This window comes from Janthinobacterium sp. PSPC3-1 (assembly GCF_049896105.1).
Lineage (GTDB): Bacteria > Pseudomonadota > Gammaproteobacteria > Burkholderiales > Burkholderiaceae_D > Janthinobacterium.
In genome coordinates this window covers 1-25,561 of record NZ_JAFCTQ010000027.1, presented here as the reverse complement: position 1 = coordinate 25,561, position 25,561 = coordinate 1, and the positions used below count along the sequence as shown (strand labels likewise).

General features: G+C 58.3%; 27 protein-coding genes. 25 read left to right on the top strand and 2 right to left on the bottom strand.

The window, feature by feature from the left end; genetic code table 11:
* Positions 1-342 precede the first annotated feature (342 nt).
* The 21 genes from ACP7B7_RS23060 (at position 343) to ACP7B7_RS22960 (ending at position 20,224) form a co-directional block, all read left to right on the top strand.
* Positions 343-846, top strand: coding sequence for a hypothetical protein (locus ACP7B7_RS23060; RefSeq protein ID WP_426078229.1), 504 nt, complete (start codon positions 343-345; stop codon positions 844-846).
* Between the two features lie 62 nt (positions 847-908).
* On the top strand, positions 909-1,517 hold the full coding sequence (locus ACP7B7_RS23055) for a lytic transglycosylase domain-containing protein (protein WP_426078228.1): 609 nt from the start codon (positions 909-911) through the stop codon (positions 1,515-1,517).
* Between the two features lie 353 nt (positions 1,518-1,870).
* Positions 1,871-2,212, top strand: coding sequence for an OmpA family protein (locus ACP7B7_RS23050; protein WP_426078227.1), 342 nt, complete (start codon positions 1,871-1,873; stop codon positions 2,210-2,212).
* 170 nt (positions 2,213-2,382) lie between these two features.
* On the top strand, positions 2,383-2,763 hold the full coding sequence (locus tag ACP7B7_RS23045) for a hypothetical protein (protein WP_426078226.1): 381 nt from the start codon (positions 2,383-2,385) through the stop codon (positions 2,761-2,763).
* A 47-nt stretch (positions 2,764-2,810) separates the two neighbouring features.
* Positions 2,811-3,110, top strand: coding sequence for a type IV conjugative transfer system protein TraL (gene traL, locus ACP7B7_RS23040; RefSeq protein WP_426078225.1), 300 nt, complete (start codon positions 2,811-2,813; stop codon positions 3,108-3,110).
* Positions 3,111-3,126: 16 nt separating this feature from the next.
* Positions 3,127-3,729 carry a type IV conjugative transfer system protein TraE gene (gene traE / locus ACP7B7_RS23035; RefSeq protein WP_426078224.1) on the top strand — a complete coding sequence of 201 codons (603 nt, stop codon included), beginning with the start codon at positions 3,127-3,129 and terminating at the stop codon, positions 3,727-3,729.
* Positions 3,680-4,483 carry a type-F conjugative transfer system secretin TraK gene (locus tag ACP7B7_RS23030; RefSeq protein ID WP_426078223.1) on the top strand — a complete coding sequence of 268 codons (804 nt, stop codon included), beginning with the start codon at positions 3,680-3,682 and terminating at the stop codon, positions 4,481-4,483. The genes traE and ACP7B7_RS23030 overlap by 50 nt, the downstream gene beginning before the upstream one ends.
* A 2-nt stretch (positions 4,484-4,485) precedes the next feature.
* Complete coding sequence (locus ACP7B7_RS23025) at positions 4,486-5,886, top strand: TraB/VirB10 family protein (protein ID WP_426078222.1); 1,401 nt, start codon at positions 4,486-4,488, stop codon at positions 5,884-5,886.
* The gene (locus ACP7B7_RS23020) at positions 5,870-6,649 is read left to right on the top strand and encodes a DsbC family protein (protein ID WP_426078221.1); all 780 of its coding nucleotides are present in this window, start codon (positions 5,870-5,872) and stop codon (positions 6,647-6,649) included. Before ACP7B7_RS23025 ends, ACP7B7_RS23020 begins: the two co-directional genes overlap by 17 nt.
* A gap of 35 nt (positions 6,650-6,684) precedes the next feature.
* Positions 6,685-7,296: a type IV conjugative transfer system lipoprotein TraV gene (gene traV, locus ACP7B7_RS23015; protein ID WP_426078220.1), complete on the top strand. Its 612-nt coding sequence runs from the start codon at positions 6,685-6,687 to the stop codon at positions 7,294-7,296.
* 45 nt (positions 7,297-7,341) lie between these two features.
* Positions 7,342-9,909, top strand: coding sequence for a type IV secretion system protein TraC (traC, locus tag ACP7B7_RS23010; protein ID WP_426078219.1), 2,568 nt, complete (start codon positions 7,342-7,344; stop codon positions 9,907-9,909).
* Entirely contained in the window at positions 9,906-10,259 is a 354-nt protein-coding gene (locus ACP7B7_RS23005; protein ID WP_426078218.1) for a hypothetical protein, read from the top strand. Before traC ends, ACP7B7_RS23005 begins: the two co-directional genes overlap by 4 nt.
* Positions 10,256-10,780, top strand: coding sequence for a conjugative transfer signal peptidase TraF (traF, locus tag ACP7B7_RS23000; protein ID WP_426078217.1), 525 nt, complete (start codon positions 10,256-10,258; stop codon positions 10,778-10,780). Before ACP7B7_RS23005 ends, traF (ACP7B7_RS23000) begins: the two co-directional genes overlap by 4 nt.
* A gap of 14 nt (positions 10,781-10,794) precedes the next feature.
* Positions 10,795-11,568 (top strand): type-F conjugative transfer system protein TraW, encoded by a 774-nt coding sequence (gene traW, locus ACP7B7_RS22995; protein WP_426078216.1) that lies wholly within the window; start codon positions 10,795-10,797, stop codon positions 11,566-11,568.
* The gene (gene traU, locus ACP7B7_RS22990; protein ID WP_426078215.1) at positions 11,565-12,572 is read left to right on the top strand and encodes a conjugal transfer pilus assembly protein TraU; all 1,008 of its coding nucleotides are present in this window, start codon (positions 11,565-11,567) and stop codon (positions 12,570-12,572) included. Before traW ends, traU begins: the two co-directional genes overlap by 4 nt.
* Complete coding sequence (trbC, locus tag ACP7B7_RS22985) at positions 12,562-13,344, top strand: type-F conjugative transfer system pilin assembly protein TrbC (RefSeq protein WP_426078214.1); 783 nt, start codon at positions 12,562-12,564, stop codon at positions 13,342-13,344. Before traU ends, trbC begins: the two co-directional genes overlap by 11 nt.
* A gap of 2 nt (positions 13,345-13,346) precedes the next feature.
* Positions 13,347-14,669 carry a conjugal transfer protein TraN gene (gene traN / locus ACP7B7_RS22980; protein WP_426078213.1) on the top strand — a complete coding sequence of 441 codons (1,323 nt, stop codon included), beginning with the start codon at positions 13,347-13,349 and terminating at the stop codon, positions 14,667-14,669.
* A complete protein-coding gene (locus tag ACP7B7_RS22975) occupies positions 14,663-15,073 on the top strand; it encodes a hypothetical protein (RefSeq protein ID WP_426078212.1) in 411 nt (136 codons plus the stop codon). Before traN ends, ACP7B7_RS22975 begins: the two co-directional genes overlap by 7 nt.
* Complete coding sequence (traF, locus tag ACP7B7_RS22970) at positions 15,070-15,924, top strand: conjugal transfer protein TraF (protein WP_426078211.1); 855 nt, start codon at positions 15,070-15,072, stop codon at positions 15,922-15,924. Before ACP7B7_RS22975 ends, traF (ACP7B7_RS22970) begins: the two co-directional genes overlap by 4 nt.
* Before the next feature lie 10 nt (positions 15,925-15,934).
* Entirely contained in the window at positions 15,935-17,356 is a 1,422-nt protein-coding gene (locus tag ACP7B7_RS22965; RefSeq protein ID WP_426078210.1) for a conjugal transfer protein TraH, read from the top strand.
* A gap of 24 nt (positions 17,357-17,380) precedes the next feature.
* Positions 17,381-20,224, top strand: coding sequence for a conjugal transfer protein TraG N-terminal domain-containing protein (locus tag ACP7B7_RS22960; RefSeq protein WP_426078209.1), 2,844 nt, complete (start codon positions 17,381-17,383; stop codon positions 20,222-20,224).
* A gap of 6 nt (positions 20,225-20,230) precedes the next feature.
* Here ACP7B7_RS22960 and ACP7B7_RS22955 read toward each other — a convergent pair whose 3' ends face one another.
* Positions 20,231-20,554, bottom strand: coding sequence for a hypothetical protein (locus ACP7B7_RS22955; protein ID WP_426078208.1), 324 nt, complete (start codon positions 20,552-20,554; stop codon positions 20,231-20,233).
* Between the two features lie 113 nt (positions 20,555-20,667).
* Here ACP7B7_RS22955 and ACP7B7_RS22950 point away from each other — a divergent pair, with 113 nt between their 5' ends.
* Genes ACP7B7_RS22950 through ACP7B7_RS22940 form a run of 3 tightly spaced genes read left to right on the top strand, consistent with a single transcriptional unit; the run spans position 20,668 to position 22,602 of the window.
* The gene (locus tag ACP7B7_RS22950; RefSeq protein ID WP_426078207.1) at positions 20,668-21,240 is read left to right on the top strand and encodes a hypothetical protein; all 573 of its coding nucleotides are present in this window, start codon (positions 20,668-20,670) and stop codon (positions 21,238-21,240) included.
* Positions 21,241-21,272: 32 nt separating this feature from the next.
* Positions 21,273-22,271, top strand: coding sequence for a S49 family peptidase (locus ACP7B7_RS22945; RefSeq protein ID WP_426078206.1), 999 nt, complete (start codon positions 21,273-21,275; stop codon positions 22,269-22,271).
* 10 nt (positions 22,272-22,281) lie between these two features.
* The gene (locus ACP7B7_RS22940; RefSeq protein ID WP_426078205.1) at positions 22,282-22,602 is read left to right on the top strand and encodes a hypothetical protein; all 321 of its coding nucleotides are present in this window, start codon (positions 22,282-22,284) and stop codon (positions 22,600-22,602) included.
* Positions 22,603-23,079: 477 nt separating this feature from the next.
* Here the strand turns inward: ACP7B7_RS22940 and ACP7B7_RS22935 are convergent, their stop codons facing one another.
* A complete protein-coding gene (locus ACP7B7_RS22935) occupies positions 23,080-23,553 on the bottom strand; it encodes a hypothetical protein (RefSeq protein WP_426078204.1) in 474 nt (157 codons plus the stop codon).
* Positions 23,554-24,399: 846 nt separating this feature from the next.
* Here ACP7B7_RS22935 and ACP7B7_RS22930 point away from each other — a divergent pair.
* Complete coding sequence (locus ACP7B7_RS22930) at positions 24,400-24,924, top strand: cold shock domain-containing protein (protein WP_426078203.1); 525 nt, start codon at positions 24,400-24,402, stop codon at positions 24,922-24,924.
* Positions 24,925-25,561 lie beyond the last annotated feature (637 nt).

Sequence of the window (25,561 nt, the reverse complement as noted above, 5' to 3'; positions counted from 1 at the left end):
ACCGAAGCACGCTCGCCAGTGCTGGCAGCATGCAGTCCACTGGCCGAACGCGCCACACCAGTTTCCTCTTGCCCCACCGGCTAGCGCTCACTGCACCATCGGCACCACCTCCCGCTTGCGCTGGCCATCGGCCGCACTGCCTGGTGGGCCAGCGCGTCCATGCGATAGGTGTCGCATCAGTCACTGACAACACGAGCGGGGTCATTCGATCCGCGCTACCTACCGCATTCGCCAAGATATTTCCAGAAAAAGGCCCCAGAAACCACATTTTTTCGGCGACACGAACGGTACCAGTTCGTCTACGATGATCATTGTGGATATGCTTTCTGCCAGTGAACAAAAATGCCTACTTCAAATCACACATCGGCGCTCACGGCCACCCCGCCACGCCATGCGGCGCACAAGGCGCCGGCCGGAACAAAGCCTACCGTGGCAACCCGAGTCCTGTACGAGGAATTCGATCTCATCAGGAAACTGCATGCCGATGGTGACAACTACGGGCCAAAATTTAGCTGCACCGACTTGATCAGCGCATGCATCTCGCTGACCTTCACCCAGCAACAGCCAGAGTTACTGATCTTCACGTATTTACACACAGAACTTCTGTTACGGGATCAACGGACACCACGCCGCCAGGAGGAAATCTGGAAACCCCAGTACGAGCAGCTCTTGGTGTTACAACGCTCACCGGAAAATTGCCACCCCAACCCGCATTTCACGCTGGATCACTTCACCACGGCGTGCATCGCGATCATTATCAAAAAAGGCATCCCGAAATATGCGGTGTTTGGCCAAGCCCGAGCCAACACCGCCGCACGTTCAGCCGGCGGCGCGTTGTTGGCCTGAAAAAGCGCTGTTGCTGATACCAAGTTACGACCCCGCCTGGCGCCTGGCGCAGGCCTACCTGATTGCATACCGGCCATCACCTGTTGCTCCTGCAACAAGTGCTTATTCCCTATCAGGTAGGTGCTACATCCATGTCGTGTCCTGTCCACATCATCGCCGTCCTCTTTATCATGATACCGGGTGCCGCCCGCGCCTGCTGGGAGGACGCCGGCCGAAGATATGCCGTGCCTCCTGCACTGTTGTACAGCGTGGCGCAAGCGGAATCGTCACTCAATCCGAGGGCGGTGAACCGCACACACTTTCATGTTACCCATACGCTCGATATCGGCTACATGGGCATCAATTCCGATAAGAAAGTGTTACGCAACTTGGGGCTAAGCGAAGAGGATCTGTACGACACCTGCAAAAATATTCATGCCGGCGCGAGGATCTTACGAGAAAAAATCGATCGCTTCGATAATACCTGGGAGGCAATCGGCGCCTACAACGCGTCGTGTCTCAGGCTCGCGCCGGTCGCCTGTCAACAGACGCGCCGACGCTATGCCTGGCGCGTGTATGGTTTCCTGCACCAGGCGCCAGCGACAGGCCAGCGGCGCAAGGCGCCTCGTCCGCCCCGTACCGCCGGCCCGGAGCGCGGCCCGGCGATCATCACCATCGTGAGCCTGGCATGATGCCCGTCCTGCCGCCTTTCACCAACGCGTCCATGCAAATCGTGGCCGTTGCATTGCTGGTTGGCGCGTGCGCGGCGCCAGCGCCCCATGTACCAATCTCATCCACGCTAAGCGCGCGCATGCCGCCACCGCCGCCGCGGTACCACCTCACGCAGCTCGACTACGGTGCGCACGCTGCGTATGGATTTTGCACGCCCCCTGCATGCCCTACCATCACGCGCAAAACACCGGCCAGCATCGTCCCTTCCCTGGAGCCGATTGGGCACGCGGTGCCGCTGATAGCGCCAATGGTCGCCACCATGCCACGCGCGCCCCGTTCTTTGGAACCGGGCATGCGAGGCGAGGCGCCGCTCATGGTGCATTTCGTCACTGGCTCGGCCGCGCTCGATCAGACGGCGCAGCGCGCGCTGCATCAGTTGGCAAGCTGGACCCCCGTGGGAAGCCGGATGCGCATAACGGGCAGAACCGATAACACCGGCTCGCCGGCGCGCAATGCGGCGCTGGCGCACGAGCGCGCGGCCAACGTCGCGACAAATCTGCGCGCGCAGCTCGCTGGAAAGGACGTGCTCCTTGAGATCGAGAGTGCCGGCGTCTGTTGCTACCTCGCGGACAACGCCAGCAGCACGGGACGCCAGAGTAACCGCCGGGTTGAAGTGACAGTGGCCGCCGACGACTTCCAGCAGGTGCGCCAATGAGCCAGACCAATCTCGCCCTGTGTGCGGTAGCTGTGCGGCTACGCAGCCCAACACCACGCCGTCATCGGGGTAGCCAATGGCAATGCCTGGTGCGCGGCCCACCATACCCTGCACGCCATTCGCCGCGCTCCGCCACACTTTCTGCAGTTCTTTTCATGATCGGAATGTCCATGAATACCTTGCAATTTGTCTCGCTCGCACCGCCAACCGTACAGCAACATCGCATCACATCCCACAAGCTGGCATTTGCCGGCAAGGTGCTCGCATTGTTCGCCCTGATTGCGTTGGGCCTGTTCGCGGCTTTTCCCGCTGCCGCCATCGATCTCGTCAACTTCAGTGGGATTACCGGGCCGTTGACGTCGGCGCTCACGCAGCTGGCCGACTTGGCGCCCGGCCTGAAAGCCCTGGTCGGCTTTATCGGCTTTGTCGTGGCACTCATTTCCTTGAGCGCGCTGCGCAATTTCGGACCAGTGCTGTTCTTTGTCGGCCTGGCCATTTTCGCGGCGGTAGGCCTGGTAATCGCCGGCGCCATCATGGGTGCCACCATCTGACCCGCCTCCCAGGCAGGACAGCGCGGCAGTATTGAGAGGAGAACGGGATGCAAGCAGATACCTATATTCCGAGACGCCTGGACGACCAGTGGAAACTCGGCCTGTGGGATTTCGACGTGGCCTTTCCTGTGCTCTTTTCAATTTTCATCGGCTACCTGGCCAGCAGCAAAGTGGGATTTTGCCTTGCTGTCTGCGCCGGTGTCGCCGTGTCGCGCTGGCTCAGCCGGAAAAAGGCCGACAAGCACCCCGCCTTCGTGTTGCACTGGACGTATTGGTATTTGCCCGCCAACCCGCTGACCTCCATGCGTGCCACACCGCCTTCCCACATTCGCAGGATGGTCGGATAACGGCCGGGAGATTTCGATGAGACTGGAAACCTACCAAGACGACCTCGGCACACTACGCCGCCGGGTATTCGATCAGCGCCTGGCGATCGGCATTCTCTCCCTGTGCCTGCTGCTGGCCCTGTCCATCATCTACCGCATCGCCGGTACAGAGCGCACCATCATCACCCCACCGAGTGTGAGCAAGACCTTCTGGGTCGAAGACGGCAGAGGCAGCAATGACTACTTGGTGCAGATGAGCAGTTTCGTCGCCTATCTGATGCTCGACGTGACGCCCAAATCGATCGAGTGGAAAAAGGACATGCTGCTGAAGTGGTGTTTGCCAGACAACGCCGGGGCAATCAAGACGCGCCAGGAACTGGAAGCGACCCGCCTGAAAAAACTCAATGCCAGCACCTATTTTCAGCTGCAGCAGTTGGTGCCCGACGAAGAGACGCAATCGGTGTTGCTCACGGGATTTTTGCTCACCCAAGTCAATGGGGTCAAGACATCCGATGTACAGAAAAGTTATCGCGCCGACTTCATCTTCCGTGGCGGCCGCGTGCATTTGAAAGACTTCAAGGAGGTCGATCGTGAAAATCCGAATTCTGTCACTGATGTGGCTGTCGCTGGCGTGCGTTGAGCTTCCCGCCGGCGCTGTGCAAACACGGGAGGTGCGCGACGGCGCGACCATCGAGGCCGTGATATCGGCCCGTGAACCGACACGTATCCGGATCGATGGCGAGAAGATCGTCGACGTGGTCGGCAACATGTACTCCAGCAGCAACTGCCTGGCCAAGCCGGTCGAGGCCGCCACCCAAGTCCAGCAGGCCGGGACGGCGTCTATCAACCCCAGTGGACAGTTCACACTCGCCTGCAACCTGGCACGCGGCGAGATCTATCTGCAGCCCATCGGGACCGCGCCGGTGGTCAACTTGTTCGTCTCCTCCAATACCGCCACCTACAGCCTGCGCCTGAGTCGTGCGGATGTGCCGGCCGACACCATCGTGATCGTCGATAAGTCGCCCCGACGCACCAGCGGCCAGGCCGGGGCACCGTTGCCAGCGGCCGCCCGGTCTGCCAGTTACGTGCGTAGCCTCAAAGCGATGCTGATCGCCATGGCTGCGGATCGCCCGCCGGCGGACATTCAGATGGAAACGCGTGATGACCCGCAACTATTGTGGGCCGAGGCAGAGATGAAGCTCGTCCGCCTGTTCACAGGGCGCGGTTTGACAGGTGAAACCTATCTGCTCAAGAACATCAGTAGCGCGCCCCTGGTGCTCGCGGAGCAGGAATTCGACCGCGAAGACGGCAACGTACTGGCAGTGGCGATCGAACATCTCAATTTGCGCCCGCATGACAGCACGCGCGTGTACGTCATCCGCTCCGGAGAATAATCATGCGCGCCCTGCAACGATGCAAACAGCTAGTGGCCAAGTGGACACCGAAACAACAGCAATACCTGGCCGCAAGCGCCATTTTCGCCGCCTGCATTGGCGTGCTGTGGGCGGTGCTGGCGTACTCGGACTCGGGTAACCCAAAGCGCACGGTGGCCAGGAGCGACGGCAAGCGCACCGCCGTCAATGTCGACGCGAGCAACATGATGGTGCCGGGCGAAATCGCCGCCGTCGATCAATGGGTCGGCAACGCTGGCAAAAAATTGGCGCAGTACGAAAGCGACAAGGAGGCACAGGAACGCGTCAACCAGGAGCGCAAAGCGTTCGAGGCGACACTGCTCAAGCGCTTTGGCGAACTCGAAGCGAAATTCGGCACACCACCGGCAAGCACCCAGCCGGCGGTGCCACCACCTGCGCCGGCAGTGACGACCAGCAGTCCAGCTGACCTGGCGGCACCACCCGACACGACGCAGTACCCGCCAGGCACCCCACCGTCAGTGCCACCCAGCGCTTCGGCAGGCAGGGCGCCGGTAGCCGCCGCTACGCCAACAGCGCGCCCCCCCATGCAAGAGGAGGTCCCGGCTGCGGCGCCGATGATCCATGTCTCGCTGGCCAGTTCGCCTGCAGCCACAGTTGCCGGTACCGGAACCGACAATCAGGCTGTTGCGCCGCGCGCCGCGCAGGTGGCCACGCTGGACGATTTTGTGCCGGTTGGTATCCTGCCGGGTGAATTGCTTGGCGGCCTTGACGCGCCAACTGGCGGCCAGGCGCAAAACAACCCGTTGCCAGCCTTGATCAAGGTGGCCGCCGATGCGATCCTGCCGAACCGCTACCGCGCCGGAGTCAAGGAATGCTTCATTATTGCTTCCGGCTATGGCGACATCAGTGCCGAGCGCGCCTATTTGCGCACCGGACTGCTGTCCTGCGTCCGGCATGACCGCTCGGTGCTGGAAGTCAAAATCGAAGGCAACGTGTTTGGCGAGGACGGCAAGCTTGGTCTGCGCGGCACGCTCGTCTCCAAGCAAGGCCAGTTGCTTGCCAATGCGCTGCGCGCCGGCATTGTCAGCGGCATTGGTCAGGGATTCTCGCAAGGCGCCTCCACGTTTACCAGCTCACCGTTCGGCACGCTGTCCACTACCAGCGCTGGCACCGCCGAGCAGATGCGGCGCGGCATTGGCGGTGGCGTCGGGCAAGCCCTCAACAACCTCTCCAACTACTACATCCGACTCGCCGAACAGACTTTTCCCGTCATCGAAGTGCATGCCGGCCGCAAAGTGGACGTGGTGCTGACCAAAGGGATGCGTATTCCGGCGGCACCGCCAGCCACTGGCGAGGAAGGCGATACTGCGCCGGATGGCGTCGAGGCACTGGACTGGAGCATATCAGATGACGATACGCACTAATTTGTCCCTCGGCATGCTGGTCGGCATGCTCGGTCTGAGCGCGCACGCGGCGCCAGCGGAGCAAGCATTGCTGGCGGCACTGCGGCAAGCATACCCCGCCACGACGTTTGACTCCGTTGTCGCCACGCCGATCCCGCATTTGTTTGAGGTGTGGATGGGTAGCAATGTCGGCTTTGTGACAGACACCCATCCGCGTTACATGATTTTCGGGCGCCTGGTGGATGTGCAGACCATGCGCGACCTGACAGCGCCGGGACTGCAGCAACGCGGGGCAGCCAATACACAGGCCGCGCCGCCGGCCACCGAACGTATTGATCCCGCACAACTGCCCTTAGCCGACGCCATTGCCACCACGCACGGTAGCGGCGCACGGACGCTGTACCTGTTTACCGATCCGCAATGCATCTATTGCCGACAGCTTGAACTGGCGCTGGCCACGATACCTGATGTACGAATTTATAACTTCCTGGTGCCGTTTCAGGGCCGAGAGCTACCAATTCATATCTGGTGCGCATCGGACCGGGTAGCTGCCTGGCAAAGCGCATTGCGGAGCGCAACGGCGCCGGCGGCGCCGCTGCCGCATTGCGCACACCCGATCGACCGCAACCTGGCGCTGGCGGCCCGGCTTGGCGTGCAGGGCACGCCGACGCTCATCTTCAGCAATGGCGTGCGCGAAACCGGCGTCCTCGATGCACACGAGATCGAAGCACGGCTCAGTTCATCCACCGTCGCCGGCTCGCGCGCCGGCACCACACAGGAGTAGCCGCTATGTTTCCACGAACTTCCCATGCGATTCCGATGGCGCTCACCTACCTTACCCTGCTGGCCGGCTGCAGCGACCTGTCGGGACTGGGGGGCAAGGCGCAGTACGCGTGTGCAGCGCCAGAAGGCGTGCAATGCAATTCGGTGTCGGGCAACTACTACAACTCGTTCCAGCCACGCAGCAGCAACAGCAGCGCGACGGCCGTACCGACGAAGTCTCCTCAGTCTGCGACGCCGCCCGGCGCACCGGCCATGCAGAAAACGACATCGGCAACCCTCACCACCCGGCCATCGCCGGTCTTCGAGCCGGCCGCGCTGCGTTCCCAGGCACGCGTCCTGCGCTTATGGATCAAGCCATGGGAGGACAGTGAGCACGACCTGGTCGATCAATCTTATGTGTATGTGCAAGCTGAGCCGGGCCGCTGGCAACTCGCCCATGCGCAGCGCCAGATTCGCGACGCGTATGCGCCGTTGAAGCCGCCGGTATCGCCGACGGCGGCGCCGGCCATCGCCCCGGCTATTCATATGCCTTCGACCATGCCCGCACCAACTGATGCAGCGCCGGCTGCGCCACTTGCCAACCCCGCCCCCGAGATACCGGCGGCAGGCGGTGAGGGGGCCGACGTGTTGCCAGCACCGCCGGCATGAACGCCCGCGCAAGGACTGATCCATCCATTGACAGGGAGGTTTTCCATGTTCGGCTTCTTTCAACCAGCAGGGACAGGCAACGATACCGCTGCCGGATTATGGGCGCGGTTCGGCCTGGAGCGCGATGCCGAGGCTGCACCAGGCCAGTTTTCCAGTTGGCTGCCGTATGGCGCCTACACCGGTGACGGGCAACTCTTCATCAACCGCCAGCAACGGCTTGGTTTCATGCTGGAACTGATGCCGCAATCGGGCGCTGATGAGCGGATGGTGGAAGTGCTGCAAAGCCTGTACACCAACTGTCCAGCCAATACCGGTGTCCAATTTCATCTGTTCGCCTCGCCCGACATCGAGGCTCCGCTGCTGCAGTACGCCAACATGCGCATGGAAGACGTGGACCAGTACCAGAACTCCAAGGAGTGGGGGCGACCCGCCAGGAACAGCAACCTGTTCCGCCAGCTGGCGCGCAAGCGCGTCGGTCATCTGCTGGCGGGCAGCCAGCGTTCCCTCACCAAGGGCTTCCATTTCACCCTGCGCGATTTCCGCCTGATGATGAGCGTCACGGTGGAAGGTCGCGCTGATGACCTCGGTCGGCGCGAGGCCGTGATCGGGCTGCGCGAGTCAATGGCCAGCACCCTGCACGCCGCGTCGCTGCCGAGCAAAGTCTGCGGCGCGGCAGACCTGATCAACTGGTGCGCGCAATTCGCCAATCCGCACCGCCTGGTCGAAGGAAAGTCCACATGGATCAATTACGACGATGGCCGAGAATTGCGCGACCAGATCGTCGATTTCGATACGGTCCAGCAACCGATCGACGAGGGCATCCGCTTTTCCAAGCCAGGGCATCCGCAGGACGTCGAGGCGCGCTTCTTCTCCATCAAGTCGTTCCCGGAACGCTTTCCACTGTGGCAGATGGGCAGCCTGATCGGTCATGTGATGCAGCCGGCGCTACAGTACCGAGCACCGTTCCTGCTGACCATGGGCGTGCACATTCTCGATCCCAATGCGACCCGCACCCTGGTCACCGCCAACAATATCCGGGCGACGCAGAACGCCAGCAGCAAGATGGCCGCGATCATGCCCGATGTGCACAAAAAGCAGGAAGACTGGAGCGCGGTGGCCAACGCAATGGATATCGGCGGCAATCTGGTCTCGATGTACCACCAGTTGGCGATTTTTTCTCCGCCGGGCGACGCCACGGCGGCCGGAGAGACGGCGAAGGCCATCTGGCGCGCGGCCGGCTTTGAACTCAATTCCGACGTCTACATGCACCGGCAGGCGCTGCTGGCCAGCCTGCCAATGACATTGACGCCGGCCTTCCACAGCGACATGAAAAAAATGAAACGGGTGACGCGCAAGTCACTGGCCAACGCCATCCACCTGGCGCCGCTCCTTGGCGAGTGGCGTGGCACCGAAACCCCCACCCTGATTTTTGCCGGCCGCCGTGGCCAGTTGGTCACGCTGGACCTGTATGACAATGACCTGGGCAACTATAACTTTGCGGTGGTGGGCGCGCCGGGTTCCGGCAAATCGGTGACGCTCAATGAGATCGCCTGGTCCTACCGCTCGGGCGGCGCACAGGTGCGCTTGCTGGATCTGGGACGTTCGTTCGAAAAGCTGTGCACCAAGGCCAAGGGTACCCACGTCGAATTTAGTCCCAGCTCAAAAATCATCCTCAATCCATTTACGGCAGTCAACGACATCCATGAGGATATCGACATGCTGCTGCCAGCCATGGCGAAGATGTGTTCGATGAGCCAGCGGCTGGAGGAAGTGCAGTACAAGGCGCTGTCGGCGGTGCTGCTGAAGCTCTGGAAGGCGTACGGCAACGACCTGACCATGACCGCCATGCGCGATGAATTCAAGACCGGACGGATCGTCGAACTGGGCATTGAGGGTGATGACCGCATCCGGGACCTGGCCATCATGCTCAACCCCTATGCCAAAGGCGGCCAATACGAGCGCTTTTTCGAAGGCAAGAATAATGTCGATTTCTCCAATGACTTCGTGGTGATCGAGAACGAGGAACTCAAGCGTAAGCCCGACCTGCACGCGGTAATCAACATCTTGCTGATGTATCAGATCACCGGCGAAATGTATCTGTCGCGCGACCGCAAGAAGCTCCTGATCATCAATGAACTGAAACAACAGCTGGGCGAGATCGGCGCCGATGATCCGGTCAAGGCTGCAGTGGTGGAGGAAGCGGCGCGCCGCGCGCGCAAGTACGGCGGCGCACTCGGCACCGCGACCCAAGGCGCCGATGACTACTATGGTTCTGTGCAGATGACAGCGGCATTCAACTGCTCCGACTGGGTGTTCCTGCTGCGGCAAAAGCCCGAATCGATCGAAATCCTGGAGAGCAACAAACGCCTGGTGATGGACGCCGCCAAGAAGCGGCTCCTCAATTCGCTGCGCACCGAGGCCGGTGCCTTTGCTGAAATGTACGTCTCGTCGCCAGTGGGCGAAGGCGTGGTACGCCTGGTGATCGATCCGGCGACGCAGTTGCTGTTCTCGAACAAACTGGCCGACAACCAGCCGATCGACGAACTGCGGGCGCGCGGCTTGTCGATTGACGAAGCCATTGCACAGGTGCTCGCGCAGCGGGGGCTGCAATGAAAGCCTTCTGCCTCCACCTCGTGGTCTCGGTCCTGGTGGCGTTGACCGGCATTGCGCTATACCACCGGCAAATCGTGCGTCCGCTGCAGATGATCGGGGTGGTCGATGCCGCACAGGTGTTCCAGGCCAAAGAGGCGCTGCTGGTACGCGCCATGGCAGACAGCCGTTCTGACGACCAGCGCCGCCACGCCGTCGCCGAAGCCCAGCGCTTCGCCGCCAGCTTTGCCAGCGCGTTGGCCGAATTGCCGGATGAATGCCAGTGTCTGGTCATCGACAAGGCCGCCGTGATAGGGGCCCATCAGGAACTGCTCGATCTCACGCCGGTGTTGAAAAGGAAGGTGAAACTGTGACGCGCGACTTTTTTCGCCATGCGCGCCGGCGCTGGTATCTGTACCTGGTCTTGCTGGGGATCTGGACGCTGGCCTATATCCGCGTCTTTTTTGATGCAACGCCGCGCCTGCCGATCCTGTTCAATGTCAGCGGCAGCCTGCCGTATACGATGGCCATCGTCAACTACCGTGCCCAAGGCATCCATCGCGGCGACTTCGTCATCTATGCCTTCGAAGGACCGGCGCAGGCTGTGTTCCCAGGGCTGCACCACCAGCCCTTTTTCAAGATCGTGCGCGGCGTGGCCGGCGACAAAGTGACCGTGCTGGGCCGCCGTGTCTATGTCAACGGGGAGGAGGTCGGCCTGGCCAAGACGCATACCAGCGTCAAGCATATCCCGCTCGACCCGATTGCCGACATCGTGATTCCACCGTCGTATTTTTATGTGCAGGGTACCGGAGTGGACAGTTTTGATTCGCGCTACCGCATTAATGGCCTGGTGCCGGCGCGTGCCATCTTGGGTGTGGTGATTCCCCTGTTTTAGCAGCGGAGGCGAGCGTGATAGTCATCGTAGCGATCAGCAAGCGACACCGGCCATCGATGCTGCGGACAGCAGCAAAGGGCGAAGATGCGGCGCCGGCCTCCCGCATCACCAACGTGCAAGGCGTCTGCGTGAAAGCGTGGCTGCGCCGGGCGGGCAGGGTGGCCCGGTGCCCATGCATCACGCTGCTGCTCGCCAGCAGCTTGTTGGCGTCAACGGCACGGTCAGACGATTTGGGCGTGATCGGCCCGACCTATCCGATCGCCGAGCAGCACTTTCTCGACTTGATCACCCGGCGCCTGCATGCCATGCAGGAAAGCGGCCAGCTGGCCCTGTTGCGCGAGCAGGCGATCGCCAACAGCCGACGCAGCGTCACCAACCCGCTGCCGGTAGCCGGCCTGGCACCCACCGAAGCGCCACGCTCGTTCTGGTTCGATCCCACCTATGTACTTGAGCAGAACATCCTTGACAGCGCTGGCCGCATTCTGTTCCCGGCCGGCACCCGCACCAATCCGCTGTCGATTACAACGCTATCAAAGCAATTACTGTTTTTCGATGCGCGCGAGCCGCGCCAGGTCAAACTGGCAAAGGCGCTGATCGACCGCCACGGCCAGCGCATCAAGCCAGTCCTGGTCGGCGGTGCCTACCTGCCATTGATGCAGCGCTGGAAAACCCGACTCTACTATGACCAGCAAGGGCTGCTGGTGCGGCGCTTCGGCATCCGGCATGTACCCGCGTTGGTGTCGCAGGACGGTCTGCGCTTGCGCATTGACGAGGTCGTCGCGCCATGAAGACCGTCAGACAGCTGATTTTCACCCTGCTGCTCTTCGCTGGCGCCGCCAGTGCGCAGGCAGAAGAAAGCGCCACCTGCCATGGCACATTTCCTAATCCGATCACCGACATCTGCTGGTCGTGTATTCTGCCGATTTCGCTCGGTGCTGCGACGCTGGGCAACCTCGGCGGCCAGGAAGACATTGCCAACCCCGGGAGCCCTATCTGTTCCTGCCAGGTGAATCCCAGCATCGGTCTGTCGATCGGCTTCTGGGAGCCGGTGCGGCACGTCGAGGTAGTGCGCCGGCCGTTCTGCCTGGTGTCGCTCGGCGGCATTGACCTCAATCCGGGGATCGCCGCACCGGAGGCGGCCCGCGTGACCGATGCCAGCGGTGCGCAAGATGGATTTTATCAGGCACATTTCTATGTCAACCCCACCATCTACTGGCTCAAGGCCGTGGCCGACTTTCCCTGCCTGGAAGCAGGTTCCTTCGATATCGTCTACCTGACTGAAGTCGATCCAATATGGGACGACGACGAGCTGATCCTGATCCTCAATCCGGACGCGGTGCTGTTCGCCAATCCCGTGGCGGTGGCCGCCTGCGCCGCCGATTGCGTAGCGGCCACGGCCGGTTTCGGCCGCCGGGAGCTGTTCTGGTGCGCCGGCTGCCAGGGCGGCCTGTATCCACTCGGCGGCCGGGCGGCCGATCATGTCGGTGGCGTCAGGACAGCCGAGTTGATGATGGAGCGCTTGACGGCCAAGATGCACCGGGAGCTGATCACCTGGGGCATGCACGGTCAGCGCGGGTTATGCGGACCGTACTTCCTGCCGGTGATGGACAAGACCGCCTACAAGGCACAACTGACGTATCCCATTCCAGCAACCCGCAAGGACGCTGGCAAATGCTGCCAGCCGTTCGGCCGCACCACCATTGTCTGGGGCGCCGGCAAGGAGTATCCGGTCAAGGGCGAGGACTTCGCGTTCATGCTGTTTCGTAAGAGGAATTGCTGTGTTGGCTATTAACTTACATTGGCTGCTGGCAGAACGGTGCCGCCAGCGTGTTGCCCGGCCTGGCGCGGCCGGGATCGCGGCGGTCCTTTTATCGACCAGCGCCATCGCGCAACCCGTGCCGCAGGTCACGCAGGCCGATATCGCCCGTGCCCAGGCGCTCCAGCCCGTCATCACCGAGCAGGATATTGCACGGGCGATCAGGGCCAATCCCATGCCGCCCGATATTCCGACGGTGCCGGGTGTAGTCACGCCCCAGGTGCGCGTTGACGCTTTGCCGCAGCCGCACCCGGGCGCCACCATCGATCTGGCACAGATCGCGCAGGGATTTGAAGCGGCCGCCAGGGCCCGGCCTGGTCGAGGGCTGCAAGCCGATGGTGACCAGCTGCTGGTCTTCGTGACGTTTGCCATGCCTGACGCGGCCTTGAAAGCCTTGGTACAACAGGCAGCGGCAGCGGGCGCCACGCTGCTGCTGCGCGGTCTGGAAGCGGGCTCGCTGGTCAAGACGGCGGCCCACGCACAGCAGATCATGGGCACGCACCGGGTAGCGCTGCAGATCGATCCCCAGGCCTTTGATCGCTATGCGGTGCGCCAGGCGCCGACGTTCGTGCTGGTTCCTGCCGGAACCGCCAGCGAGCCATGCGGCACCGGTAGCTGTGTGGCGCCCGGAGCCTACGCGCGCGTCGCAGGCGACGTCTCGCTCGACTACGCGCTGACCACGTTCCAGGCGCGCACACCGCGCTTTGCCGGCGCCGCCGCGCGGCTGCTGGCACGGATGGGGAAATAGCCATGCGCCGCCTGATGGCCTTCCTCTCCGCCTGCGCTCTGGTCAGCGCGCAGGCGCCGCAGGCACACGCCCAGAGCCAGCAGAACACACCGGACATGGCCGGCGCCACGGCCGCCAACCAGGCGGCGCGCGCCAGCGTGAACGCCGGCAGCGCCGCGGCGCATGTACCGGCATATACCGCCGCACCACCGGAAGCGGCACTGTACGGTCGGCCCGACCTGAAAGGCGACGCAAATGCACGCCTGGCCGCGTGTGCGATGACGCCAGCTGACCCGCTATGCCAGGCCCAGACCGGTGCGCTGCAATCAGCCAATACACCGCGCCCGCCCGTGTTCGCCACCGATCCGGAGATGGCGCGGGCGCAGGCGATCGCGCGTGACCCGTTCGCGACCGATGGCGCACTGGCCGCCTACGGTGCCGGTTGCCCTGCTGGCGGCGCCTGCATCCCCAAGACCTTTTGCTTGGGTACGGCATGCTTCGACACCAGTTACACCAACGATATCGATTTCGCCCAGACGATGACCTATCTGGAGGCGGCGCGCGAAGCCGGCGTGTATCTCGATCCCCACACCATGAAGGTCTTCAACGGCGAAGGCAATACCTGCCGCGACCGCCTGCTCAAAAACTGCTGCTATCAGGACGCTGCCGGCGCCAACTTTACCAACCAGTCCTTGTTTGGCACCGGCTCGCGCCTGGTGTATGACGTCTTGATGAACAGTGGCAACCGCGAATTCCTGATGCAGGGCGCCCAGGCCTTGCTGACAAGTGGCGGCTTCAGCGGCAGCTTTACCAGCTTTGGCGTGACGGTCGCCGTCAACGGCACCGCGTTGCCGGCCGGCTCGGTGACGCTGGCCACCACGCAAAACCTGGCAATCGCCTTCAATCCGTGGACGTTGGCAATCGCGGTGGTGATGTACATCGCCATTTCCATGATGTCCTGCAGCGCTGGCGAGGGAAAGCTGGCGATGAAGGAGGGTGCTAGCCTGTGCAAGTCCATCGGCACCTGGTGCAGCTCCTGCATCCGCGTGCTGGGAAAATGCGTCTCGTGCATTGAGCACACCACTGGAAAATGTTGTTTCAATTCGCGCCTGGCACGCATGATCAACGAACAGGGCCGCGCGCAGCTTGGCATGGGCTGGGGGAATCCGCGCAATCCCACCTGTGCCGGCTTCACCGTCGCCCAGTTGCAGCAGCTCGACTTTTCCAAATTGGATCTGACCGAGTTCTACGCCTCGATCGTGCCGACGCTGCCCGATATGGCGGCGATCCGCAACACGGCCACCCAGCGCGCACCGACCTGCTATCTGGGGAGAGGAAAATGCTGACACGCTGCCGCAGCTTTATCACCACGTTCGTCCTGTGCGCGGCGCTGCTGGCTGCGGCGGCGACCCGGTCGGACCCGGTCCGCACGCAGGTACAAGATCCCAAGGTTTTGCTGCGTGCGGCCATCGATGCGCCAGACGGACGCGCCTATGGCGTGCTGGCGGGTGACATTGCCGATGCCATTGGACGCCGCTTTACGGCCACCTCACCGCTGTATATCGACGTGACCACGCTTGCCCGTTACGCCCAGGAGGGTTGCCGCCGGCTCAATGTGCGTTTCTGGCAGGAGGGCGTCAGGATCGATCCCGCCGCGCCAGCGGCCAGACAAACGATCGATATGGGCCTCAATTACTGTCGCCATGGCGCGCCGCCGGCCAGCTTGCGCCTGGAAGGGCCGCTGCCATGAGGGCCATCGTTGCTTGCATCGTGGCGGCACTGCTCGCCACGGCGGTTCGTGCCGCGCCGCCGCAAACCGTCGTGCCGGCGCCGGCGACCGGCGCGTTTGATGACACCCGCCGCGGCTGGCATTTCTATGATGACCCTGCGAAAGACGAACCCGTGCCGCGGCCGACCGATATGCCACCGGCAACGCGTGCCCGGCCGGCGCCGTCAACGGCGGTCCCACCGGAAGTGCAGGCGCTGCGCGACCTGCAGCGCCTGCTGGAACAGCTCAAATCGGTGGCCATCATGAACCCGACCGAAGACAACGTGCGCCGCTACATGGCACTGGAGATCAAGCTGGTGAAGCATGCCTCGCGTTTTGCCGACGTGGCGCAAAAGGTCGCCTGGGCCAGCCCGGAACTCGACCCGACTACCGAGGGCCGGCCGGTCAATGCCCAGGCGCTGGAGGTATTCGAGCAGGTGCAGATGCAGCAGCGCGCCAGCGCAATAGCGGAGCTCGGAAAGGACCATGTCCTGCTGTTCTTCATGCGCGGTGATTGTCCATATTGCCATGCGTTCGGGCCGGTACTGCGCGCATTCTCTGAAAAGCACCATCTCCAGGTCGTGCCGATCAGTCTTGATGGCGGCACGGTACCGGGGTTTTCCCAGGCGCGTGGCGACAACGGCATCGCCGCCACGCTCAAGGTGAAGCAAGTACCGGCGCTGTTCCTGGCCCAGCCGGTCAACGGCAAGATCATGCCGGTCGGCGTCGGCGTGCTGGCCGAGGGGCAACTGCTTGAACGTCTGGATGCATTGCGGCCACGGCCAGGCGCACCGCCGGCCACGCCGATGACCACTGCCGCCTCACACCAATAAGGAGCGCATCATGCCTGTCCGTCACGCTATTTCCGCCCTGTCACTCGCCGCTTGCGCGCTGGCCCCCGTGCCGCTGTTCGCTGGTGACCTCAATGCCGAAGTCGACAAGATGTTCAATGACCTGGGAGCCATCGGCAACTACACTGCGCCGGGGGCCTTTCGCGGTCAGGTGTTCAACACCTTCAGCGGTGGTGGCATGATGCTGCGCGCGCCAAACAAGACCTACCAGTTAATGGCCATCAACTATCCGACCGCCAAGGCCGGTTGCGGTGGCATCGACATGTTCGGCGGCTCGTTTTCGTATATTTCGGCGGCCGAGTTCAAGAACATGCTGAAAAATATTACGGCGGCGCTGCCCGGCGTAGCGTTCCAACTCGCGCTCGAATCGGTCTCGCCACTGTTGGGCGGCATCACCAAGTGGACCAAGAACATCGAATCGATGATGACGAATGCCAACATCAATTCCTGCAACACCGCCAAGTCGCTGGTCTCCTCGGCCGCCGAGGCAACCGGGTTTAGCTCCAGCAAGGCCTGCGAGGACATCGCCGTCACACTCGGCCTCGAATCCGATTATGCGGCGGCGGCCGTACGCTGCAAGTCGGACAAGGCGTCGATTCTCGGCACCGCGCGCAACTCCACTGATCCGGAGTTGAAAAACAAGGCCCCGTTCGTGGGTAACCTCACCTGGGAGTCGTTAAAACTGGCCGGCAACAACCTGGACGACAAGGAGCGCGAGATGATCATGAGTCTGGTCGGTACGGTCATCTTCTACGCCGAAGGGCGGGATCCCAATCCGATCGCGCCAACATTTACCTCGATCACGCAGCTGCTGTACGGACGGTCCGACGCCGGCGCTGGCAACGTCAAGCAGGCGATCCTTCGCTGCAACAACTATACGACCTGTGACGAGGTTGCTATCGACAGCGACTACGTCCATACGCCCTTTACCGTCAAAGTGGAAAATCTGATGCGTTCGATCGCCGACAAGATCCAGAACCGGATACCGATCCCGAATATGTCGGCCGAAGTCGGCTTCGTCAATCAGACCACCGAACCGGTGTATCGCATGCTGTCGATCGGCGCTTCGTTTCCTTCCGCTACCGCTAATGAACAGTTGATCGCCATCTATCGCGACGTCATCGCCGCTGACTATGCGTATGTGTTTCTGGAAAAGAACTTGCGTCTGGGCATGAATGCTCTTGAAAAAGACTTCACGCTAGATATGAAGCAGCAGGAAAGATCAAAAGAAATACGTCAACGCTCCAGCGACATGCTGGTTCACCTTTCCAGAGAGAAGGCGCTGGTGTATCAGAAAGTCGGATCGGTGACGGTCGTGTCGAACCATCTGGAACAACTGGAGCGGCAGTTGCGCGCCAACATGCCCCAACAGGTACTCGATCTGCTGGGCCGCCAGGCCGCGTATTTGCGATGAGAATGCCGCTGGAGGAGTCCGATCATGTGGGAAATATTTGCGTATCAGAACTCGGATAGCTTGTATGGCTTGATGAACGCGGTCGCCGCTATGGTCGGTGCGAACACCTACCGTAACGCGCTTGGGATGGTCCTGGTGTGTGGCTTTTTCGTGTCCGCACTCGCCTACACCTTTGCTCCGGAAAAGCTGATTGGCTGGAAATGGCTGGCGTCGGTCATGCTCGTCATGTCGGTATTGCTGGTACCGAAGGTAACCGTGGGTATCGTCGACAAGACCGGCGGCTCGGCCGAGGTTTTCGTCGACAACGTGCCGTTCGGCCTTGCCGTCCTGGCGTCGCTGACCAGTACCATCGGCAACAGCTTGACGGAACTGGAAGAGACAGCGATGCAAGTTATACCAGGCCCAGCCGGCATGCCGGACAAACTGACCTACCAGCAAAACGGCCTGATGTTCGGCAGCCGGTTGGTGCGCGAAACATCCAGAGTGGTGTTCCAAAGCCCGTATTTTCGAACAGACCTGATCAGTTTTCTGCACAACTGCACCATGTACGACCTGGCCTCTGGTCATCTGTCGCCCGACGCCTTCGCTACCTCGGGCGACGTATGGAGTCTCATGGGCGATCCAAATCCGGCCAGGTTCACCAACATCACGGATGCAGCCGGTGTTGCCGAAGTAATGACCTGCCCGCAAGCCTACATCCGCCTGTCGGCAAAAATGCCAATGGAGATAGCCCGTGTTCAGGGCACCTTGTCCTTGCGTATGAATCCGACGCTGCCGGGCCCCGTGGCAGCTTCCCTGATCGCCGATCAGGTTCAACAGGCTTACATTAAGGCAAGAATCGCTGATGCGTCATCCACCGCCGCCAACATCATCAGACAAAATGCGCTGATCAATGCGATCGGGGATACCAGCTTGATGACAGGACAGAAAATCAATGACCCGGCCACCATGCTGCTGGCCGTCGGCCGGGCGCAGGCGGTAGCCCAAACCAACGCCGGATGGATTAACAACGGCAAGGTTGCGGAACAAGCACTGCCGGTAATCCGCAACGTCGTCGAAGCGGTCGTCTACGCGGTTTTTCCGCTGATGATTTTGTTATTGTTGCTGGCCAATGGCAAGGAGACTGTGGCCGGCATCAAAAACTACGCCATGATCCTGATCTGGATCCAACTGTGGCCACCGCTGTATGCCATCCTTAACTACACGTCCATGATCTTCGCGATGCGTGACATGGCCGCCGCTGCCGGCGTAGGCAATGGCGTCAACGCTCTGTCTCTCGCCACCTCATCGACCATTTTCTCCAGCGCTATCTCGGGTGAGGCGGTGGTGGGATATATGACGATCAGCATTCCATTCATTGCCTGGGCCGCCGTCAAGCGGATGGAAAACTTTGGTACAGCGTTGGTCGATGGCATGCGTACCCTGCAGGGTAACGTGACCAGCTCCACCAACTCAGCGTCAACTGGGAACATCTCCATGGGTAACGTCGGCATGGATCAGATGACACTGTCTCCAACGCGTTCCTCGCCATTTTTCAGTGGCCGGCAAAATGATGTGTCAGGAAATAGCTATACCACCAATTTGTCCTCCGGCCTGACTGCGGTGAAGGCGCTGTCCAATGAAGGACCAGTCTCCCGCTCGATCGAAGGCAAAGTGACGGAAAATCATGTGGCGACGGCGTCACGACTAACTGCGGCGGCCAAGTCCCAAACTGTCGCGGCGACGAGTGAAAAAGCTTCAGCGCTATCGCATGCCTTGCTGCAATCGAACGGAACTACTGCCGCGAGCTCCAAGTCAAATGGTACAAACCGAGCGAGCACCGATAGCTTTGGCATGCGCACCAATGAGTTGAGACAAATTACCAATTCGATAGCCAAAGCTACAGGCGCTACTGAGCAACAGGTGGCAAGTGTCGCATTTGGTGGCGATGCCGCACTCAGTTTTGGAACTCCACCTATCGGTATCATACCTGGTGTAAAAATTGGCATCTCAGCCAAAGGCGCAAAGCAATATTCTGCAGAAATAGATAAGAGAACTTCCGATATTAAAAATCATTTAAACAGCGAAGATATTTCAAAATTCAAGGACTGGGCAAATACAGTTACAAATAACACCAGCTTGCTAAGTACAGTGACGGAAGATCAGAGGAGCGCTACCGAAAATTCCGAACGAATTACGCGGACGGTTGCAACATCTTCTCGGGCGGAGGCAACACTTCGTGAACAGACCGAGTATGCCGCCAGTCTTTCCGCAGCATATTTACGCGGTGAGTCATTTCATTTTGACTTGGCGAAAGATCCTCACAATAATCAATTATTTGAATCTCTCTTATTAAACAACCAAACAAGTGCGGCGGCCAGAATAATGATTGATTCGTATATAGGAAGCATTTCTAAAACACCGACAATACCATCATCGGCCAATAATCTTCCTGATTCGTTCGATGCGACCAAAGCAAATTATGAAGAAATTAAAAAAGATTTATCACCTCATCAAAATATTGAAAAAGAGCAGGCTAAAGGTTTCCACAAGGGCGCGGAGGATCCCATAGTCAATGCGAAGCCACCACGCAACGGAGCGAAAAAGGAATCTTTAGTGGATGATATTCCGAGACAACCTTCAGAATTACAGTCAAAATTAGACCAAAAATGGAAAAAAACAGGTAAAGAAATTGAGCAGGCACGCCAAAATGCTAGAGATGAGACAGGTATTGTCGAAAATCCATCTGGTCATATTTCGTCAAAAAAATCTCTTTTCAGCAAGGCAAACGAACAAGTAAAAGAAGACCCAGACATTGTAGCCGAACCCATAATACAATCCACGAACAAGGTCATGGAAAAGTTTAAAAACTATATCAAAAATCGATGATTTAAATCAATCACGCATAAGCCATTGGGGATCAACACTTATTTCTCCGCTTTCATCAATTCTACAAGCTTGATTTCCCAAGTCTGTCATTTCAGATAATTCAATAATATCATTACACTTTGTGAATTCTTTTAATCCATTAATTTTTTTTATAACAATCTTATCGATAATAAAGATGACTGAGAAAACAATTCCATACAGGAATAATATTACCAAAAGACCCATCATGGAAAATGCAAAAATTAATTTGGGTGATTTAGCTAAGCCAAAGGCGCCTCCAAGTATTATGCCGCAAAGCGCACAGAAGAACAATTTTTTATATGTTTTCACTTTACCCCCCCCAATTATATTAATTCAGTATAATTATAGTATAAATAATAATTATGTCAATAAATAACAACTGAGGAAAATTAATATTCAGCACAACAAAAAAAGGAGCTTTTATGATGAAATTTTTTATAACTCTATTTATTATAATATCTTTTTCTAACTCATCTTCAGTCCACGCAGTTTCCTTGGCTAACAAGCCCACCGATGATTTAGTTTGTGACTTATCTACCATGACAACTTACCGACTAGCACAGAAGACTTTTGTCGAGGCCCGCACCCGCGAAGAAGGAGCAATTTATGCTCGCCTTGCACTCCGATTTGCAACCCAAGAGTGTAAAAATGGGCAGGTTCTAGTGCTCCACTCCGAAGATGGCATAGATTTCGATGAAAAATATTTCAGAGTAGTCACGGCCCAACTTTGTAGCATATCTGATGTTCGGCGTGAATCAGCAGGAACTCAGGAATACCCTCATGCGTTTATGATTCGTTGCTCGATTTCCAAAATTGAAAATGCAACTGCCGCGTTAGCTGACCTAGAACGGACAAAGACAACGGAAAAGATGATCGAAGAGGGCGCACCAAACCGAAGTACTCAGTCATCACGTCAAGATGAAGAAAAAAAGAAATGCGGTGAGTCGATCACTTGGGCCATGGTTGTCTTAGGCTGGGGCGGCAACTGTCGCTAACTTTCTTTATTCATTTCCCGAGAAAATATGTCATGGAAAACGACGACAGCAAAAACCAGTCAAACCTGGAACCAGTCAGTCTCGCTCTACTGCTGCTGGCTGAAATGCGCGAACAGCGCATTGGATTCCGGAATGAGCGTCTGGCACTTGAACAGGATCGCAAATTTGCACGCCGGCTCAACATTGCACTCAAGTCGACGCTACTGCTTATGCCGCTGCTTTTCGGAATCTATTTCCTCCTGCAGGTCTCGGGTTTTAAAGCTGGGCCCTTCGGCCCGGTGATCGGCATCGTCCACATCGATGGTGAAATATCGTCAGCATCGCCATCATCGGCCGACAAAATTGTACCTGTGCTTGAGCGCGCCTTTGAAGCAAACAATGTCGCCCAAGTGGTATTGGCAATCGACAGCCCCGGCGGCGCTCCTGTCGAGGCTGAACGTATCGGCAACGCCGTCGCAACCTTCAAGAAAAAGCACCCGAAACCAGTGGTCGCGGTGATCAGCAACGTTGGCGCCTCCGCCGCCTATATGATCGCACTGCGTGCAGATAAAATCATTGCCGGAAAATACAGCCTGGTTGGCTCGATCGGCGCCATCATCGCGCCATGGCAGTTGTCACGCGCGCTGGATCGGCTGGAAATCTCGCAGCAGGTGTTTGCGTCTGGCCACCTCAAGTCATTCCTCAATCCGTTCACGCCACCGAGCCAGGATGCGCAAGCCAAGGCGCAGGATCTGGTCGACCATGTCGGTCATACCTTCTTGCGAGAACTTGAACAGCGCCGTGCCAAGCTGCTGCGCGCCGGCGTAAATTACGGCAGTGGCGAGGTCTGGAGCGGCTTGGAAGCACAGGAACTAGGCTTGATCGACGATATCGGCACCGTCGACGACTACGTCGCCGCCCAGAAGGACCTCAAGGCCTTCAATTTCGGGCCGCATGCCGAGGGGTTCGCGCAATTGGCCAGTTTCTTTTCTTCCTCAATTCCATCAGCCATTCACGATATCGGCGTGCGCCAGCGTTTTCAACTGAGATAGCGAGGTAATCATGGATACCAAGGTTGAGATTCACGTAGTTCCGACCAAGCGCGAAGCGTCCGAAGTGGCAGCCCTGATCGCCGACGCGATGCAACGATCCGGCGCGATCTGCTCACGGATCACCAGGAGCACACTAGAAGTGCTGGCCGGGCGCCCACATATCTCGCGGTCTTTACGCAGAAGGATTTCACACGAGGCAGAACAACTCGGGTACGCACTCTTCTGTTTCGATTATCTGAAGCCTACCGAAGGTACCGCAATCATTTCCCTGGCCGCGATTCAGAGAGAGCCAACGTTCGTAGTTATTAACATCCTGACCACTAATCTGTGATCGGGACATGCATCCAAGTTGGCCGCTTTTAGTTGCAATATGACAATTTTATGCTCTTCCAGTATTCCAGGTATTCTCTCGCACCGCCATGGCCAGGTAGGTGCCTGTCTCCCCGAGCTCACAGCTTAAATACCCATAGCGCCCTCATCCACGTGGTTGAAACTCCTACGACACAGAAAACGTTACGCCACCGTTCGGGACGCTCGCGTTTTGGGTACGACGTTAATCCGTGCCGATTACCAGCATCGCTTCGATAACGGACTGGTACGAAACGAGCGAACCACCGCGGTGTGCATGTGCGTCCCTATTCGGACCGTTAGGAAACGTCTTCCAGGGATCGCGGACAACGTCAACACAACGCGCTTAATTTTTAACCAGAAATCTCAGCCTTGGCTTTTACGCCATAAATAGAGATTCAGTTACGAAATCAACAACTAAAGTGTAACCGTCCACGTTCTCGCTCCGTGCTTCGATGATTCAGTAGCGCCATGCTCGTTTTGCCAGGTCGGCAGCAATCTGTTTTAATCCCATCCGGCAATATGCCAATGTTGCTCCCAACACCATCGCCATCAATGCAGCCATGAGTGCCTTGCCGCTGCCGGAAACCACCCAGCAAATAGCGGCCACTGGAACTAAGCCGAAAAACACCGAAACTGAGCGTAATAATTTCGGCAAGAGCCAGGACAGAATTCGCTGAAAAATACGGTATGCAAGGTAACCGGTACGATCTTTCTTGAACAACGCTATCAAGGCAAGAAGCGTTGCGACACACAACGAAAAAACGAGCAATCCCCCGAAACCACTGAAGAACTTCAATGCCCAAACTGGTACCGGGGAGCGACCCCACATCCAAGCGGCACCCGCAATGCTCATTCCGATGACGAACGTGCGCGGGCATAGAAAGGCTTTGACGTGCATGAGTGCAAACTGGAACATTGATAGCGGTGACATGTAAATCTCCTTTTTTGGCAAGTGATTATACGTATAGCAAAAATCTACCTGAATGAGTAGCGCTAAGATAGGGCCGGATTTACCTGCTTCAGCTGAAGCGTAATTCATATGGGAAAAACCAAAGCCTCGCAGATGGCCAAGAGCTAGAAAACAATCGCCGCGCTAGCGGCGAACCGTGTTTGCTGCAGCTGCCGGCTGGGCAAAAACTATCGATATCAGGGCTTGCAGGATCGCGTTTCTCGCCAAAATACCTACCTCCACACCTGCTGCGCCAGAGAAAGGATCATTGGTCACGGCTACGACGGTGGCCATGACATAAAGCCGTCAAGGGTTCGGGGCTGTACGCGTTTAGCTTATTTGTGCTGTGACTTTCCGAAATAGATGCGACGTTTTGGAAATTACTGCGACTACCGGGCGTGAAGTAGCGAAGTCCGCCGCTTCTTGCTGAGTTACAATGGCTGCGACCAACTTCAGCTTTCGGCCAGTAGCGGCCTTTCGGCCCCTTCATAAAAGGATTCTATGAGCGATTCACCCGACAAAAAAGATGGCAAATTCATAGGCGTTGGAATTTGTCTTGGAGTTGCGATTGGATGTGGAATTGGCGTCGCGATCGGCAACCTTGCTCTAGGCATTGGTACGGGGATCGCAATTGGAGTTGTTACCGGCGCCTTAATGTCAAAGTCCCGTCGATAGTTTATTTGCATTTGACCGTCGAAACAACTTCCTTGTTCAGCTCAAAGCTGAAGTGCCGCTCTGGGGCGGAACCGGGCAACGACGGCATTCGGCCAAGAGCGGACGGTGCCCCATTTTCCAACGCGAGCCACTACAGTTAGGACTCATAAATACATGCGACTTCACGGAAAAGTCATCGAGTGGAACGATGAACGTGGTTTTGGTTTCATAGTGCAAAGCGGGGCGAGTTCTCGGACGTTCGTGCACATATCTGCATTTCGCAAGAGTCGAGATCGGCCAATTTTGGGGAGCTTGGTGACTTATGAGATGCGGCGAGACGACAAAGGCCGACTACAAGCCGCAGCTGCTGATCTCATTGGCAGTACGCCATCCAAGCAAAGCTTTACAGGCGCATTCTCATTTCTAGTAGGCGGCTTGGCGCTTCTGCTTATGTTTGGTTATGTCGTCTATGTTCGGTTCTCAAGTCCAAACAGCACAATCTCTGCAAGCGTATACAAGATTGTTTCAGCTAGAGATGCGCTTAAGTCGCATCCAGAATTCCAATGCGAACCAGAAAAGAATTCGTGTTCGAAGATGACATCTTGCGCTGAGGCGCTGTTCCAGCAAGAGCGATGCAAAGTTCCTAATATGGATGGTGATCGCGATGGGATTCCGTGCGAGCAGCAATTGTGCAACTAGACTCAAATGGCAACATCAATATCAACCGTTTATCCCCAGTACGGCGGCTTTGGGGCAGATTCAGCCCGCCAATGCAGGCGCTAGATTTTCAGATTGACAACCTGCTATGCTGGCGTGAACGGCCCGGTTCGGCCACAAGCCGACGTTCAACCTACTAATTCTCGAAGCCTACGGAGTAGCGCAAATATGATGCAGGGATTGATCTGTGGTACACCCGCTTCGAAACTATTTCGGATGTTGCAGCAAGCTGACTCATCGATCAATGCACGAAAGTTGGGGTATATCCTTGCGAAGGAATTTCCTCGTATCAGCCCCGCTGCGTCCATGTCGATCCGCAAATGGCAGGCTACTTCTGGTGAGAGCAACTTCCCGGATGAGCAAATCGATGGCTTGATCTTGCACTACCTCCAAGACGCTGGATACATAGCTGAGTTGCTCTAAACCTAGGGGACAAGAAGAACTAATGTAGAGGGCTACTACTTCCGCTTTGGGGCGCAAGCAGCCGGTCCCTGGCTCTGTCGGTGGTGTCACTTCAGTGGTCAGTCGGGGACGAGGTTGGTCGTAAGCGCTCCACGAACCCCAGCCTGTTCAGCTAGGCAGATCGCTGGTTAAATCGGGGGTATGCAAATCCTTCACA

Bases quoted from the DNA above. Each gene is read 5' to 3' on its own strand.
- ACP7B7_RS23060 (WP_426078229.1), top strand. From the start codon at position 343: ATGCCTACTTCAAATCACACATCGGCGCTCACGGCCACCCCGCCACGC.
- traC (WP_426078219.1), top strand. From the start codon at position 7,342: ATGTTCGGCTTCTTTCAACCAGCAGGGACAGGCAACGATACCGCTGCC.
- traE (WP_426078224.1), top strand. From the start codon at position 3,127: ATGAGACTGGAAACCTACCAAGACGACCTCGGCACACTACGCCGCCGG.
- ACP7B7_RS22930 (WP_426078203.1), top strand. From the start codon at position 24,400: ATGCGACTTCACGGAAAAGTCATCGAGTGGAACGATGAACGTGGTTTT.
- ACP7B7_RS23005 (WP_426078218.1), top strand. From the start codon at position 9,906: ATGAAAGCCTTCTGCCTCCACCTCGTGGTCTCGGTCCTGGTGGCGTTG.
- ACP7B7_RS23025 (WP_426078222.1), top strand. From the start codon at position 4,486: ATGCGCGCCCTGCAACGATGCAAACAGCTAGTGGCCAAGTGGACACCG.
- traL (WP_426078225.1), top strand. From the start codon at position 2,811: ATGCAAGCAGATACCTATATTCCGAGACGCCTGGACGACCAGTGGAAA.
- ACP7B7_RS22935 (WP_426078204.1), bottom strand. From the start codon at position 23,553: ATGTCACCGCTATCAATGTTCCAGTTTGCACTCATGCACGTCAAAGCC.
- ACP7B7_RS22940 (WP_426078205.1), top strand. From the start codon at position 22,282: ATGGATACCAAGGTTGAGATTCACGTAGTTCCGACCAAGCGCGAAGCG.
- ACP7B7_RS22975 (WP_426078212.1), top strand. From the start codon at position 14,663: ATGCTGACACGCTGCCGCAGCTTTATCACCACGTTCGTCCTGTGCGCG.
- ACP7B7_RS23045 (WP_426078226.1), top strand. From the start codon at position 2,383: ATGAATACCTTGCAATTTGTCTCGCTCGCACCGCCAACCGTACAGCAA.
- ACP7B7_RS22945 (WP_426078206.1), top strand. From the start codon at position 21,273: ATGGAAAACGACGACAGCAAAAACCAGTCAAACCTGGAACCAGTCAGT.
- ACP7B7_RS22965 (WP_426078210.1), top strand. From the start codon at position 15,935: ATGCCTGTCCGTCACGCTATTTCCGCCCTGTCACTCGCCGCTTGCGCG.
- ACP7B7_RS22950 (WP_426078207.1), top strand. From the start codon at position 20,668: ATGATGAAATTTTTTATAACTCTATTTATTATAATATCTTTTTCTAAC.
- ACP7B7_RS23050 (WP_426078227.1), top strand. From the start codon at position 1,871: ATGGTGCATTTCGTCACTGGCTCGGCCGCGCTCGATCAGACGGCGCAG.
- ACP7B7_RS22960 (WP_426078209.1), top strand. From the start codon at position 17,381: ATGTGGGAAATATTTGCGTATCAGAACTCGGATAGCTTGTATGGCTTG.
- traU (WP_426078215.1), top strand. From the start codon at position 11,565: ATGAAGACCGTCAGACAGCTGATTTTCACCCTGCTGCTCTTCGCTGGC.
- traV (WP_426078220.1), top strand. From the start codon at position 6,685: ATGGCGCTCACCTACCTTACCCTGCTGGCCGGCTGCAGCGACCTGTCG.
- ACP7B7_RS23020 (WP_426078221.1), top strand. From the start codon at position 5,870: ATGACGATACGCACTAATTTGTCCCTCGGCATGCTGGTCGGCATGCTC.
- traN (WP_426078213.1), top strand. From the start codon at position 13,347: ATGCGCCGCCTGATGGCCTTCCTCTCCGCCTGCGCTCTGGTCAGCGCG.
- traF (WP_426078211.1), top strand. From the start codon at position 15,070: ATGAGGGCCATCGTTGCTTGCATCGTGGCGGCACTGCTCGCCACGGCG.